Raw genomic sequence first — 13899 nt, forward strand, 5'->3', positions numbered from 1 at the left:
GCTTTCGCCCCATCCGGCCCGACACCGCGGTCGCGGGCCAGACGCCCCGCTCGCGGCTCCACGGCGTTACAGCAGCTTGTCGATATCCGCGGCGATTTCCTCGGGCTTCATCGACGGCGCATAGCGCTTGACGATCCGCCCGTCGCGGTCGACCAGGAATTTCGTGAAATTCCACTTGATCGCCTTCAGGCCGAGAATACCGGGCGCCTCGTCGGTCAGATAGCGATACAGCGGATGCGCATGGTCGCCCTTCACGTCGACCTTCGCGAACATCGGGAACGTGACGCCGTAGTTGCGCTCGCAGAACGCGCCGATCTGCGCGGCGTCGCCCGGCTCCTGCTTGCCGAACTGGTTGCACGGAAAACCGAGCACGAAGAAGCCGCGCGCCGCGTACTGCTCATACAGTTTCTGCAGGCCCGCATACTGCGGCGTGAAACCGCACTCGCTCGCAGTATTGACGATCAGCAGCACCTTGCCGCGATACGCGTCGAGCGACGCCGGTTCGCCGGCGAGCGTCTCCGCGCTGAACGAATAGAGGGTGGACATCGGGCACTCCTTTGATGAGACCGGAACGACGTGGAGTCTAGGCGAAATCGCGCCGTTGCGGCATCTGCCGTTCGGCCGATATCCGGAGCGACGCGCGCGCAGTCTAGAATAGCGGTTTTCGTCAGTCATTCCCGCCGTGATCCGTTTCAATCAGTTCAGCCTTGCTCGAGGCACCAAACCGCTGTTCGAGTCGGCCTCGTTCGTGCTCAATCCCGGTGAAAAGGCCGGCCTGATCGGCGCGAACGGCGCCGGCAAGTCGACGCTGTTCTCGGTCCTGCGCGGCGAGCTGCATTCCGACGCCGGCGATTTCTCGATGCCGCCGTCGTGGCGGATCGCCCATGTGTCGCAGGAAACGCCCGCGGTCGACCGCTCGGCGCTCGACTACACGCTCGACGGCGACACCGCGCTGCGCGAGATCGAGGCGCGCATCGCCGCCGCATCGGCCGCGCATGACGGCGCGGCCGAAGCCGACGCGCACGCGGCATTCGCCGATGCCGACGGCTATACCGCGCCGGCGCGCGCCGAAGCGCTGCTGCTCGGCCTCGGCTTCACGCTCGCGCAGACGCGCGAGTCGGTCGCCAGCTTCTCCGGCGGCTGGCGCATGCGCCTGAATCTCGCGCAGGCGCTGATGTGCCGCTCCGACCTGCTGCTGCTCGACGAACCGACCAACCACCTCGACCTCGACGCGATCGTCTGGCTCGAAGACTGGCTGCACCGCTACGCCGGCACGCTCGTCGTGATCTCGCACGACCGCGAATTCCTCGATTCGATCTGCAACGTCACGCTGCATCTGGAAAATCGCCAGGTGAAGCGCTACGGCGGCAACTACTCGCAATTCGAAGTGCTGCGTGCACAGCAGCTTGCGCTGCAGCAAAACGCATACGAAAAGCAGCAGAAGACGATCGAGCACCTGCAGAGCTTCGTCGACCGCTTCAAGGCCAAGGCGACCAAGGCCAAGCAGGCGCAGAGCCGGATGAAGGCGCTCGAGAAGATGGAGCTGATCGCGCCCGCGCACATCGCGTCGCCGTTCACGTTCGAGTTCCGCACGCCCGACGCCGCGCCGAACCCGATGATGGTGATGGAAGACGTCCGCTGCGGCTACCATGCCGACGACGGCACGGACATCCCGATCGTCGAACGCGTGGCGCTGTCGATCCAGAACGGCCAGCGCATCGGCCTGCTCGGTGCGAACGGCCAGGGGAAATCGACGCTGATCAAGACGCTGGCCGGCACACTCGCGCCGCTGTCGGGCCACGTGCGCGACGGCAAAGGCCTGACGATCGGCTATTTCGCGCAGCACCAGCTCGAAACGCTGCGCGAGGACGATTCGCCGCTCGCGCATCTCGCGCGGCTCGCGCCCGACACGCGCGAGCAGGAACTGCGCGACTTTCTCGGCGGCTTCAATTTCTCCGGCGACATGGCGACGAGCCCGGTCGGCCCGTTCTCCGGCGGCGAGAAAGCGCGGCTCGCGCTTGCGCTGATCATCTGGCAGAAGCCGAATCTGCTGCTGCTCGACGAGCCGACCAACCACCTCGACCTCGAAACGCGTCACGCGCTGACGATGGCGCTCGCGCAGTTCGAAGGCACGCTGATCCTCGTCTCGCACGACCGCCACCTGCTGCGCGCGACCACCGACCAGTTCATGCTCGTCGCGAAGCATCGCCTGCAGCCGTTCGACGGCGACCTCGACGATTACCGCGACTGGCTGCTGCAGCACGCGGCCGAGCAGCGCGCGGCCGCGAAGGCCGACGGCGCGGCGGCGACGGGCGCCGATCCGGGCGTCAACCGCAAGGATCAGAAGCGCCAGGCGGCCGAGGAGCGCCAGCGCCTGTCGCAGCTGAAAAAGCCGCTGCAGAACCGCATCACGAAGCTCGAAAAGGAAATGGAAACGCTGCACGCGGAAAAGGCACGCCTCGACACGTTCGTCGCCGATCCGGCGAGCTACGAGGCCGCGCGCAAGACGGAGCTGACCGAGGCGATCCGCAAGCTCGGCGAGGTCAATACCCGGCTCGAGACGGTCGAGGCCGACTGGCTCGCCGTGCACGAAGAGCTCGAGCAGATAGGCTGAACGCGGCCCGGGTGCCGTCCGGCGGTCGCTTGACCGGTGGCGCGGCATCCACGGCGGCGTCAATACCCGACGAACCGGGCCGGCTGCATCCGGCCCGAAAACGACAAGGCCGGGCGCGCTGGCCCGGCCTCGTGACTACGGCTGTCGTTGTCGGGTGGGCCGTACGCCGCCCGCTCAACGCCGCGGCAACGTATCGCGCGGCAGTTGCTCGTCATCGTCCATCAGGTAACGCCGCCCTTCGGTCGGCTGGCGGATCGCCGCGGCGACTTCCGCTTCGGTCACGTCCTCGGACACGACCCGGCGTGCGAGGCGCCCTTCTTCGTCGATCCACTCGACGATCCGGCATCCGCCGCCCCACGGGTGAACGATGGGCTCCGATACGCGGCAGCCGCGCAGGTTGTAAAGGCGTCCGCTGGCCGCATCCCCATACTGTTTGAACATAGGTTCCCTTCCATTGCGGTTCGACAATCCGCCAAAGGATAGGGAAAAGCGATGTCCGCCGGGTTACAGGAGCCTACATATTCTTTACAACCAATTACGCGACAGATCGTGGCCGGCCGCCCCGCGCGGGTGCCGGCCACGCGCGGTCATTCGAGATCGCGCACGCGGTCGATCGCCTGCTCGATCCGCTCGACGGCCATCACGTTCAGCCCTTCGATCGGCTGCTTCGGCGCATTCGCCTTCGGGATCAGCGCAGACGTGAAGCCGAGCTTCGCGGCCTCGCGCAGCCGTTCCTGGCCCCGCGGGGACGGCCGGATCTCGCCCGCCAGCCCCACCTCGCCGAATACGATCAGGCCCTTCGGCAGCGCCTTGTTGCGCATCGACGAATGGATGGCGAGCAGCACGGCGACGTCAGCGGCCGGTTCGGTGATCTTCACGCCGCCCACCGCGTTCAGGAACACGTCCTGGTCGAAACACGCGATGCCCGCGTGCCGATGCAGCACCGCGAGCAGCATCGCGAGCCGGTTCTGCTCGAGGCCGACCGCGAGCCGGCGCGGATTCGGCACGTGCGCCGTATCGACGAGCGCCTGGACTTCGACGAGCAGCGGGCGCGTGCCCTCCTGCGTGACGAGCACGCACGAACCCGGCACGACCTGCTCGTGCTGCGACAGGAACAGCGCGGACGGGTTCGCGACGCCGCGCAGCCCGCGCTCGGTCATCGCGAACACGCCGAGCTCGTTGACCGCGCCGAAGCGGTTCTTGAACGCGCGCACGAGCCGGAACGACGAATGGGTGTCGCCCTCGAAGTACAGCACCGTGTCGACGATGTGCTCGAGCACGCGCGGGCCGGCGAGGTTGCCCTCCTTTGTCACGTGCCCGACCATGATGATCGCGGTGCCCGACTGCTTCGCGATGCGCGTAAGCTGCGCCGCGCATTCGCGCACCTGCGCGACCGAGCCGGGCGCCGACGTCAGCGCTTCCGAATAGACGGTCTGGATCGAGTCGATGACGGCGACGTCCGGCCGTTCCGCGTCGATCGCGGCCTGGATCTTCTCGAGCTGGATCTCGGCGAGCAGCTTCAGCTCGGCCGCCGGCGCGCCGCCGTCGAGCAGCGCGAGCCGTTGCGCGCGCAACGCGATCTGCGCGGCCGATTCCTCACCGCTGATATAGAGCGCGCGCCGCTCGTTCGCGATGTCCGCGAGCGACTGCAGCAGCAGCGTCGACTTGCCGATGCCCGGATCGCCGCCAATCAGCACGACGCCGCCCGGCACCAGCCCGCCGCCCAGCACACGGTCGAATTCGCCGATGCCGGTGGAGAAGCGCGGCACGTCGGCCGCCTCGATGTCGACGAGCCGCTGCACCGGCGCCCGCTTCGCGAGCGACTGGAAGCGATGGGCGGCCGGCGACTCGGCGACCGATTCGACGAGGGTGTTCCAGGCCTGGCACGACGGGCATTGCCCCTGCCACTTCGGGGTTTGTCCACCGCACTCGCTGCAGACATAGACGGTTTTCTGTTTCGCCACGCGTGTCGCCCTTATTCCGCGCGTACCGGTACGCGGCCGGCGACCGCGCACATCAGTTCATAGCCGATGGTCCCGCAATGGCGCGCGACGTCGTCGATCGGCAGCGTGTTGCCCCACAGCTCGACGCGCGCGCCGACTCCGGCCTGCGGGCACGGCGTGAGGTCGACGGTGATCATGTCCATCGACACGCGGCCGACGATCCGCGTGCGGATGCCGTCGACGATCACCGGCGTGCCTTCGGGCGCGACGCGCGGATAGCCGTCCGCGTAGCCGCACGCGACGACGCCGATGCGCATCTGGGCCGGCGCGGAGAACGTCGAGCCATAGCCGATCGCCTGCCCCTTCGCGATCGTCTGCACCGCGATCAGCTCGGACGCGAGCGTCATCGCGGGCTTCAGCCCCGTGTCGGCGATGTCGGCCGACAGTCCCGACGGCGACGCGCCGTACAGCATGATCCCCGGCCGCACCCAGTCGAAGTGCGTATCCGGATGCCACAGCACGGCCGCCGAATTCGCGAGGCTGCGCGCGCCGGCGATGTTTTCCGCGCCGCGCTCGAACGTCGCGAGCTGCTCGGCGACGCCGCGCTCGTTGTCGGCATCCGAAAAATGGGTCATCAACGTGATCTGGCCGATGCCGGGGCACGCACGGGCGCGCTCCCACGCGGCGCGGTATTTCTCCGGCGCGTAGCCGAGCCGGTTCATGCCGCTGTTCATCTTGAGCTGCACGTTGACGGGCTTCGACAGCCGCGCCGTCTCCAGCATCCGCATCTGCTCGTCGTTGTGGACGGTGGTCGTCAGGCTGTAGCGGTCGATCACGTCGATGTCGGTCGAGCGGAAGAACCCCTCGAGCAGCAGGATCGGGCCGGCCCACCCGAGCTCGCGCAGCTTCACGGCCTCGTCGAGGTCGAGCAGGCCGAAGCCGTCGGTGCCGCGCAGGCCGGGAAACACGCGCGCGAGACCGTGGCCGTACGCGTTGGCCTTGACGACCGTCCAGACCTTGGACGGGCCGGCAAAGCGGCGGACGACGGAGAGATTGTTCGCGAGAGCGGCGGTATGGATGGTGGCGGAGATCGGGCGCGGCATGGGAAATTTACGTAAAGACGCTTGCGAATCATCAGCTTACCGCGCCTTTTGAGCACCGAAGCCGACAATTTGCGGAACGATCGGGGAATCTTGCTAGTCCGAATTGCCGTATTTTCGTGTTATAAAGCCGTGCGCACAACCCATTTCGAACGGAATAAGCCGATCGCATACCAGGCGGCCTACGCGGCCCTGCCGCAGCGACGAAAGCATCGCATCAGATGAAAAAAGGTTTTTACACCATCATGGCCGCGCAGTTTTTCTCGTCGTTGGCCGACAATGCGCTTCTCATCGCCGCCATCGCCCTGCTGAAAGACCTTCACGCTCCCAACTGGATGACACCGCTGCTCAAGCTGTTCTTCGTGTTGTCCTATGTGGTGCTGGCGGCTTATGTTGGTGCGTTCGCCGATTCGCGTCCGAAGGGGCGCGTGATGTTCATCACCAACTCGATCAAGGTGGTCGGCTGCCTGATCATGCTGTTCGGTGCCCACCCGCTGATCGCGTACGGGATCGTCGGGTTCGGCGCCGCGGCCTACTCGCCCGCCAAATACGGGATCCTGACCGAGCTGCTGCCGGCCGACCGGCTCGTCGCCGCGAACGGCTGGATCGAAGGCACGACCGTCAGTTCGATCATTCTCGGCACGGTGCTCGGCGGCGCGCTGATCAGTCCGCACATCGCATCGCACGTGATCGCGCACACGCCCGCCTGGATCAGCACACCCGCCGAAGCGGCGATGGCGATCATCATGGCGATCTACGTGATCGCCGCGATGTTCAACCTGCGGATCCCCGATACCGGTGCGCGCTACCCGAAGCAGGAGCGCGGCCCGGTCAAGCTCCTCACCGATTTCGCCGACTGTTTCACGGTGCTCTGGCGCGACAAGCTCGGCCAGATCTCGCTCGCGGTCACGACGCTGTTCTGGGGCGCGGGCGCGACGCTGCAGTTCATCGTGCTGAAGTGGGCCGAAGTCTCGCTCAACATGTCGCTGTCCGAAGGCGCGCTCCTGCAGGCCGTGGTCGCGGTGGGCGTCGCGGGCGGCGCGATTGCCGCCGCCGCGCGCATCCCGTTGAAGAAGTCGCTGTCCGTGCTGCCCGTCGGCATCATGATGGGCATCGCGGTCATGCTGATGGCGTTCTACACGCGCGACCTGTTCCCCGCGCACTGGGCCGTGCATTTCGGCCACCTGCGCCTGCCGGTGTACCTGATCGTCGCGTACATCTTCCTGATCGGCGTCGGCGCGCTGTCCGGCTATTTCGTGGTTCCGATGAACGCGCTGCTGCAGCATCGCGGCCACGTGCTGCTGTCGGCCGGCCACTCGATCGCGGTGCAGAACTTCAACGAGAACCTGTCGGTGCTCGTGATGCTGTGCCTGTATGCGGTGCTGGTCTGGCTCGACGTGCCGGTCGGCGTCGTGATCGTGCTGTTCGGCACGTTCGTCTGCCTGACGATGTGGCTCGTGATGCGCCGCCACCAGGCGAACCAGCGCCAGTTCGACTCGGTCGCGCTGATCGGCGAATCGCGGCACTGACGCTACACTGTCCGTTTCCGTCCGTCGGCGCCGGTCTTCGCACCGGCGTCTTGCCATCATGACGCACCCGATACCCAACGTCCTGACGATCGCCGGCTCCGACTCGGGCGGCGGCGCAGGCATCCAGGCCGATCTCAAGACCTTCTCCGCCCTTGGCGCATACGGCGCGAGCGTGATCACCGCGCTGACCGCGCAGAACACGCGCGGCGTGAGCGGCGTGCACGCGCCGGACGCGGCGTTCGTGACCGCGCAGCTCGACGCGGTGTTCGACGACATCCGCATCGACGCGGTCAAGATCGGCATGCTCGCGAACGCGGCGATCGTGCACGCGGTGGCCGACGCGCTGCGGCGCTACGCGCCGCGCTTCGTCGTGCTCGATACGGTGATGATTTCGAAGAGTTCGCACGCGCTGCTCGCACCCGACGCGGTCGACGCGTTGCGCGACGCGCTGCTGCCGCTCGCGACCGTCGTCACGCCGAACCTGCCCGAAGCGGCCGACCTGCTCGGCGACACGCCCGCGACGACCGAAGACGACATGGTCCGGCAGGGCCACGCGCTGCTGCAGACAGGCGCGAACGCCGTGCTGATGAAAGGCGGCCACCTGCCCGACGCGGCCGCGAGCCCCGACTGGCTCGTCGATGCGGCGCATGCCGTGCGGCTCGGCGGCACGCGGGTGCCGGTCAGCAACACGCACGGCACGGGCTGCACGCTGTCGTCGGCGATTGCCGCGCTGCTGCCGCAGCGGCCCGATCTCGAGAGTGCGGTGCGCGACGCGAAGGTCTACCTGACCGGCGCGATCGCCGCGAGCGGCCAGCTCGACGTCGGCCACGGCGTCGGCCCGGTCCATCACTTCCATCGCTGGTGGTAAGCGCCGGCTGACGCGGCGTCAGTCGTCCTGCGCGGCGAACGCCTGCGCGCGTGCCGGCCAGTCGTCCGGCACGATGAAGCCGCGCGCCGTCTCCCGCCACACACCGTCGCCGTCCTGTCGATGGACGCCGATCAGCGCGGGCGCCTGACGCGCCGTCAATACGGATGGCAACGCGAGCGAATTCGCCAGCGGTTCGGGCGCGGCCTCGGCCGCCACCCGCCGCGGCGCGAGCCAGGCCAGCCGCGCCAGCACGTTCCACGCCGCACCGTCGGGTTGCGCGGCCGCCCAGGCCGGCCACTGCGCGTGCGTCAGCCAGAAGCCGCGCGGATGATCGGCCGCGATTTCCGCGCAGACCGGCGGCAGCGGCACGCCGTGCGGATAGAACAGCCAGCCCTTGATGAACATCTGCGCATCGGACGGCGCGCCGTAGCCGAGCAGCGCAAATCCGTGACGATCGCTCAACCGCAACTGATGCTCGAGCAGCCGGCTGCGCTTGCGGTCCAGACGGTCGACGAGATTCGGACCGACGAAATCCGCGAGCGATGCGTCGCTCGCCACCGGCGCGCACAGGTAGCACTTCACGGCGAGCTCCCAGTGCAGGCGCTGCCCGCCCGGCGCATCGACGAGGAAATCGACCTCACCGAGCGTCTTGCCGTTGCTGCGCAGCGGCAGATTGGCGGCGACGAGCCGCAGCGACGGCCCGTGCGTGAGGAAATATTCGAGCAGGCATTCGGCATAGCGTCCGAGCCGCACCGGCCGCAGCCCGTCGAGCGCACGGTGCAGCGGCTCGGGCGCGGCGTCGAGCGCGACGAGCCACGCTTCGACGGCCACCCGTTCGGGCGCATCCGACCACGGATGCGCGAGCGGCGCGCCGGGCGCCGCGGTGAGCAGGCTCGGGCTCGCGAGGAGCCAGCCCAGATCGCGGACCGCGACATCGCGCAGCGTATCGACGAACGCGAACGCCGCGTCGTGCGTCATTGGGCGACCGGCCCGGTCGCGTCGGCGTCCCCCGCCTGCTGGAAGGTATCGCGCGCAAGGCACAAGTCGGCCCACGCCTTCGACTTGTCCTGCAGGCTGCGCAGCAAGTACGCCGGGTGGTAGGTGACGATCACCGGCACGCCTTCGTACGTGTGCACGCGGCCGCGCAGCGACGCGATGCTCGCGTCCGTCTTCAGCAGCGTCTGCGCGGCGAAGCGGCCGAGCGCGACGATCAGCTTCGGCTTCACGAGCGCGACCTGGCGCTGCAGGTACGGCTCGCAGCGCGCGACCTCGTCGGGTTCGGGGTTGCGATTGCCGGGCGGCCGGCACTTGATCACGTTCGCGATGTAGACGTTCTCGCCGCGCTTGAGCGCCAGCGACTGCAGCATGTTGTCGAGCAGCTTGCCGGCCTGGCCGACGAACGGCTCGCCCTGCTTGTCCTCGTTCTCGCCCGGCGCTTCGCCGATCAGCATCCAGTCCGCTTCCCGATCGCCGACACCGAACACGGTATTGGTGCGCTTCTCGCACAGGCGGCAGCTCGTGCAGTCGGCGACGCGTGCGGCGAGCGTGTCCCAGTCGAGCATCGCCACCGGCGTTGCGGCAGGACGCGCTTCGCCCGGCGGCAGCGGATCGCCGGGCGGTGTCGCGTCGAACCACGCGAAGTCGTCTTCGGTGGCCGGCGGCATGTCGTCCGCGGCGGCAGACGGTGCGGGCTCGACGGACGCACGGTCGTCATCGAGCGCGGCGCGCGCGGCCGTCGCCGTACGCATAACCGCTTCGTCGCTCGGTGCCGCATTGCGAGCCGCGCCGCCCACCGACGGCATATCGTCGCGCGGGACCGCACGCGCAGGCCGCTGCGCGTCATGTGGCGGCTGCGCCGCCGAGCGCGGCTTGGCCGCGTCGGTTGCGGCCGCAACGGCGGACGCGTCGCCCCCTCCGCCGGATGCCGCAGCCGGTGTTTCGCCCGCTTCAGCGCTTTGCGCGCGCTGCCCGCGCCGCACCCAGATCTGCGCGAGACCCATTTCCTCGAGCGCTGCTTCAGCCCACGCCATGCGTGTCCCCTTCGTCCTTGTTCAGCGTCAGACGCATCACGATCGCGTCCTCCCGGCCGCGATGCCGCGCCGGATAGTAGTTCTTGCGCCGGCCGATCGTCACGAAGCCGAAGCGCTCGTACAGATGGATCGCGCGCAGATTCGACGGCCGCACCTCGAGCAGCACGCCGTCGAGCCGCTCCGCGCGCGAGATGCGCACCGCTTCGCGCAGCAGCGCGAGGCCCGCGCCCGAATGCTGGGCGGCCGGGGCGACGCACAGGTTCAGCAGGTGCATCTCGTCGATCACCGGCATCAGCACGCAATAGCCGACGAGCGCGCCCGTCACGTGCCGCAGGCACACGCCGAAATAGCCGTTGCGCAGCGAATCCTCGAAGTTGCCGCGGCTCCACGGGAATTCGTACGCGACCTGCTCGATCGCGACGACCTCGTCGAGATCGGCATCGGTCATCGGCGACAAATAGCGGTCGCTCAGCAGTACACCCGTCATCCTTTCGCTCCGCCCGTCTGCGCGGCGCGCGCCGCGAGGCGCTCGGCGGTGGTCTGCGCGACCTTGTCGCGCACGTATTCCGGCGCGGCCTGGTCGGCCGGCACCGTGCGGCCGGCGCGAAACGCCCGCAGCGCGGCATGCGCGACCGCCAGCGCATGCGGCAGCGCGTCGCCGTCGATCACCGCTGCCGCGGCGGCAGCCGGCAACTGCGCGCCGAACGCGGCCGCCGCGTTGCCCGCGAGCGTGAACGGCACGTCGGGCACGCCGACGGCGCCCGGTGCATCGAGCGACGCCGGATGCAGCGTGCGCCAGTCGCCCGCCTGGTCGTCCCATCCGAAATCGGCCCAGTACGCTTCGTCCATCCGCGCATCGAGCGCGGCCAGCACGCGCGTCGTGCCGGGCGCGCGCAGCCGCGCGTGCTCGGCGCATGTGAGCAGCGTGCTGACCGGCACGACCGGCAGCCCGCGCCCGAACGCGAGCCCCTGGGTAATGCCGGTCGCGGTACGCAGGCCGGTGAACGAGCCGGGGCCCGCGCCGAACGCGATCGCGTCGCAGTCGGCGAACGACAGGCCCGATTCGGCGAAGAGTTCCTGGATGGCCGGCAGCACGCGCGTGCTCGACACGGCGCCCGTCGGCTCGTGGCGGACCCAGGTTTGCGGGGTGGAAACGGCGTCATCGGCCGAAGCCGAGCGCAGCAGCGCGACCGAGCAGAATTCGGTCGACGTATCGATGGCGAGGAGCACTGTTTGCGTCATGGGCGACATTGTAATGCGGCGCCCCGCTCCCACGGGCGATCGGACCCGATCCAGATGCGTGCGCCGCGCGGCCGGCGGTTTGGAAGGATCGCTCGACCCCGCGCGGCGCGGCGCTTGTTAAGATCGGCCGACTCGAAACCCTTACGGAGACACACGATGAGCGATCTCACCGCCCAATTCGACCAGGCCCAGGTCGACGTCAAGCAACTGCCCGAGCGACCGGGCAACCTCACGCTGCTGCGCCTGTACGCGCTCTTCAAGCAAGCGACCGACGGCGACGCGCACGGCGACAAGCCGGGTTTCACCGATATCGTCGGCAAGTACAAGTACGACGCGTGGGAAGCGCTGAAAGGCACGTCGCAGGACGCCGCCAAGCAACAGTATGTGGAACTCGTCGAATCGCTGAAGAACGGCACGGCATCCTGACCGGATCGCCCCCGCCGCAATCGGCAATCAAATCAGTGGCGCAGCGCAGCAAATTTCTTTATAATGCGGCCTGCGTCACCCCCGCGCTCGGCTCGAAAGCCGTTCCGGCCAGACGCCTCGTTGCGTTATGCTCCAATCCGGTTTAGAACCTGTCCCCTCCTGCTTCGACCCTCGCGGTCGTCACTCTCAGGCTGGCGGCCCCGCTCCTGAAGCGCGCCGCACCCAAAACAGCTTCTAATGCCTCATCCGCCGAAGGTTCGGCGGATTGCACCCCCGTTTCCTGATTTGCTCGCTGAATCCGACGACTTGGGTATGCGCGATTGGCGCCGACGTTTCACCCACTGTGTTTCAAGGATTGTTATGACTTCGAGCATTAACTCCAGCCCGCTCAACGCGATCGCCGACCAGGCGCTCGGTCTCGACGACGCCGCCGTACCGGCCGCGATCGAACCGGCGTCGGACGAGCCCAGCTTCGCGTCGCTCGGGCTGTCGCCGGAGATCGTCTCCGCGCTGGAGGCCGCCGGCTATGTGAAGCCGACGCCGGTCCAACAGCGCGCGATTCCGGCCGGCATCGCCGGCCGTGACCTGCTGGTGTCGAGCCCGACCGGTTCGGGCAAGACGGCCGCCTTCATGCTGCCCGCGATCGAACGTTTCGCGCAGCTTCAGAAGACGCTGGCGCAGCAACCGCGCACGCCGCGCGAACCGAGCCAGGGCGACCGCCGCGTGCGCCGCCCGCAACCCGTCGCGCGCCCGGGCCTGCTCGTGCTGACGCCGACCCGCGAACTCGCGATGCAGGTCACGACGGCCGCATCGACCTACGGCAAGCACCTGAAGCGCCTGCGCACCGTCAGCATCCTCGGCGGCGTCGCCTATGGCCAACAGCTGATGCTGCTCGCGAAGAACCCGGAAATCCTGGTTGCCACGCCGGGCCGCCTGCTCGATCACCTCGAGCGCGGCCGTATCGACCTGTCGGAACTGAAGATGCTCGTGCTCGACGAAGCCGACCGCATGCTCGACATGGGCTTCATCGACGACATCGAGACGATCGTCGCGGCAACGCCCGCGTCGCGCCAGACGATGCTGTTCTCGGCCACGCTCGACGGCAAGATCGGTTCGCTGACGGGCCGCCTGCTGAAGGATCCTGAGCGCATCGAGATCCAGCAGCGCCTCGAGTCGCGCACGAACATCGCGCAGACCGTGCACTACGTCGACGACCGCGATCACAAGGATCGCCTGCTCGATCACCTGCTGCGCGACGACGCGCTCGACCAGGCGATCATCTTCACGGCGACCAAGATCGACGCCGACCAGCTCGCCGGCCGTCTCGCCGACGCAGGCTTCGAATCGGCCGCACTGCACGGCGACCTGCCGCAGGGCGCACGTAACCGCACGATCCGTGCGCTGCGCGAGCGTCGTGTGCGCGTGCTGGTCGCGACTGACGTCGCGGCCCGCGGCATCGACATCCCGGGCATCACGCACGTGTTCAACTACGACCTGCCGAAGTTCGCGGAAGACTACGTGCACCGTATCGGCCGTACGGGCCGCGCCGGCCGTTCGGGCACCGCGGTGAGCCTCGTGCACCACGCCGAACAGGGCGCGCTCAAGCGCATCGAGCGCTTCGTGCGCTCGCCGCTGCCGGTCAACGTGATCGAAGGCTTCGAGCCGCGCAAGGCCCCCCCGCGCAACGGCAGCACCGGCGGCCGCGGCCGTCCGGGCGGCGGTAACGGCGGTCGTCGTTTCGGCGGCAAGCCGGGCGGCGGTCATGCCGGCGCCGGCCGCAGCTACGGCGGCGGCAATGGCGGCGGCTGGAGCGGCAAGCCGAGCGGCAGCCGTGACGGCGGCCCGCGTCGCGACGGCCAGCGCAGCAGCGGCCCGCGTCGCAGCAACTCGGCGTCGTAAGCACGCCCGGGCGGCTCCGGCCGCCCGACGGAGGGCCATCCCATCCGGCAGACCGGCGCACCCGCGCCGGTTTTTTTTCGTCCCGCCCCACATTTCACGATGCGGAAAATTTTTTTGCGTCGTAAAAAGTCATGCTGCGCGGCACAACCTTACGATTGCGAGATGGGAAAAATCGTTTCTCATTGCGAAACGTGATTGGCAACCATTTGATTCATAAAGATTAAAAAATTTCGAGCTTCCTGAGATAG

The 13899-nt window shown here is 68.2% G+C and carries 13 protein-coding genes; 5 read left to right on the top strand and 8 right to left on the bottom strand.

From position 1 onward, the window contains the following. Positions 1-66 precede the first annotated feature (66 nt). A complete protein-coding gene (locus tag ACP26O_RS10360) occupies positions 67-546 on the bottom strand; it encodes a glutathione peroxidase (protein ID WP_175664910.1) in 480 nt (159 codons plus the stop codon). A 136-nt stretch (positions 547-682) separates the two neighbouring features. Between ACP26O_RS10360 and ACP26O_RS10365 the strand changes: the two genes are divergently transcribed. Then, positions 683-2614: an ATP-binding cassette domain-containing protein gene (locus tag ACP26O_RS10365; protein ID WP_175664911.1), complete on the top strand. Its 1932-nt coding sequence runs from the start codon at positions 683-685 to the stop codon at positions 2612-2614. Positions 2615-2788: 174 nt separating this feature from the next. Here ACP26O_RS10365 and ACP26O_RS10370 read toward each other — a convergent pair whose 3' ends face one another. The 3 genes from ACP26O_RS10370 to alr form a co-directional block, all read right to left on the bottom strand. Next, the gene (locus tag ACP26O_RS10370) at positions 2789-3055 is read right to left on the bottom strand and encodes a DUF2866 domain-containing protein (protein ID WP_011657300.1); all 267 of its coding nucleotides are present in this window, start codon (positions 3053-3055) and stop codon (positions 2789-2791) included. Between the two features lie 146 nt (positions 3056-3201). After that, positions 3202-4578, bottom strand: a complete 1377-nt coding sequence (radA, locus tag ACP26O_RS10375) for a DNA repair protein RadA (protein WP_011657301.1) — start codon at positions 4576-4578, stop codon at positions 3202-3204. Positions 4579-4589: 11 nt separating this feature from the next. Next, the gene (alr, locus tag ACP26O_RS10380) at positions 4590-5660 is read right to left on the bottom strand and encodes an alanine racemase (protein ID WP_105832931.1); all 1071 of its coding nucleotides are present in this window, start codon (positions 5658-5660) and stop codon (positions 4590-4592) included. Between the two features lie 218 nt (positions 5661-5878). On the opposite strand from alr, the gene lplT reads away from it, so the two are divergent. Further along, positions 5879-7186: a lysophospholipid transporter LplT gene (gene lplT / locus ACP26O_RS10385; protein ID WP_011657303.1), complete on the top strand. Its 1308-nt coding sequence runs from the start codon at positions 5879-5881 to the stop codon at positions 7184-7186. A gap of 58 nt (positions 7187-7244) precedes the next feature. Further along, positions 7245-8054, top strand: coding sequence for a bifunctional hydroxymethylpyrimidine kinase/phosphomethylpyrimidine kinase (gene thiD / locus ACP26O_RS10390; protein ID WP_175701330.1), 810 nt, complete (start codon positions 7245-7247; stop codon positions 8052-8054). Between the two features lie 18 nt (positions 8055-8072). Here thiD and ACP26O_RS10395 read toward each other — a convergent pair whose 3' ends face one another. The 4 genes from ACP26O_RS10395 to tsaB are packed head-to-tail and all read right to left on the bottom strand — an operon-like array spanning position 8073 to position 11335. Beyond that, complete coding sequence (locus tag ACP26O_RS10395) at positions 8073-9032, bottom strand: DUF1853 family protein (protein ID WP_175664913.1); 960 nt, start codon at positions 9030-9032, stop codon at positions 8073-8075. After that, a complete protein-coding gene (locus ACP26O_RS10400) occupies positions 9029-10084 on the bottom strand; it encodes a uracil-DNA glycosylase (RefSeq protein WP_175664914.1) in 1056 nt (351 codons plus the stop codon). Before ACP26O_RS10400 ends, ACP26O_RS10395 begins: the two co-directional genes overlap by 4 nt. After that, positions 10071-10571 carry a ribosomal protein S18-alanine N-acetyltransferase gene (rimI, locus tag ACP26O_RS10405; RefSeq protein ID WP_175664915.1) on the bottom strand — a complete coding sequence of 167 codons (501 nt, stop codon included), beginning with the start codon at positions 10569-10571 and terminating at the stop codon, positions 10071-10073. Before rimI ends, ACP26O_RS10400 begins: the two co-directional genes overlap by 14 nt. Further along, entirely contained in the window at positions 10568-11335 is a 768-nt protein-coding gene (gene tsaB, locus ACP26O_RS10410) for a tRNA (adenosine(37)-N6)-threonylcarbamoyltransferase complex dimerization subunit type 1 TsaB (RefSeq protein ID WP_175664916.1), read from the bottom strand. Before tsaB ends, rimI begins: the two co-directional genes overlap by 4 nt. Before the next feature lie 147 nt (positions 11336-11482). Here tsaB and ACP26O_RS10415 point away from each other — a divergent pair, with 147 nt between their 5' ends. Beyond that, entirely contained in the window at positions 11483-11752 is a 270-nt protein-coding gene (locus ACP26O_RS10415; protein ID WP_011657309.1) for an acyl-CoA-binding protein, read from the top strand. A 360-nt stretch (positions 11753-12112) separates the two neighbouring features. Beyond that, a complete protein-coding gene (locus ACP26O_RS10420) occupies positions 12113-13651 on the top strand; it encodes a DEAD/DEAH box helicase (RefSeq protein ID WP_175664917.1) in 1539 nt (512 codons plus the stop codon). Positions 13652-13899 lie beyond the last annotated feature (248 nt).

Source organism: Burkholderia sp. R-40 (assembly GCF_049942845.1).
GTDB classification, from domain to species: Bacteria; Pseudomonadota; Gammaproteobacteria; order Burkholderiales; family Burkholderiaceae; genus Burkholderia; species Burkholderia ambifaria.

Coding starts and splice junctions, on each gene's coding strand:
- ACP26O_RS10360 (WP_175664910.1), bottom strand. CDS start 546: ATGTCCACCCTCTATTCGTTCAGCGCGGAGACGCTCGCCGGCGAACCG.
- ACP26O_RS10370 (WP_011657300.1), bottom strand. CDS start 3,055: ATGTTCAAACAGTATGGGGATGCGGCCAGCGGACGCCTTTACAACCTG.
- alr (WP_105832931.1), bottom strand. CDS start 5,660: ATGCCGCGCCCGATCTCCGCCACCATCCATACCGCCGCTCTCGCGAAC.
- lplT (WP_011657303.1), top strand. CDS start 5,879: ATGAAAAAAGGTTTTTACACCATCATGGCCGCGCAGTTTTTCTCGTCG.
- thiD (WP_175701330.1), top strand. CDS start 7,245: ATGACGCACCCGATACCCAACGTCCTGACGATCGCCGGCTCCGACTCG.
- ACP26O_RS10395 (WP_175664913.1), bottom strand. CDS start 9,032: ATGACGCACGACGCGGCGTTCGCGTTCGTCGATACGCTGCGCGATGTC.
- ACP26O_RS10400 (WP_175664914.1), bottom strand. CDS start 10,084: ATGGCGTGGGCTGAAGCAGCGCTCGAGGAAATGGGTCTCGCGCAGATC.
- rimI (WP_175664915.1), bottom strand. CDS start 10,571: ATGACGGGTGTACTGCTGAGCGACCGCTATTTGTCGCCGATGACCGAT.
- tsaB (WP_175664916.1), bottom strand. CDS start 11,335: ATGTCGCCCATGACGCAAACAGTGCTCCTCGCCATCGATACGTCGACC.
- ACP26O_RS10415 (WP_011657309.1), top strand. CDS start 11,483: ATGAGCGATCTCACCGCCCAATTCGACCAGGCCCAGGTCGACGTCAAG.
- ACP26O_RS10420 (WP_175664917.1), top strand. CDS start 12,113: ATGACTTCGAGCATTAACTCCAGCCCGCTCAACGCGATCGCCGACCAG.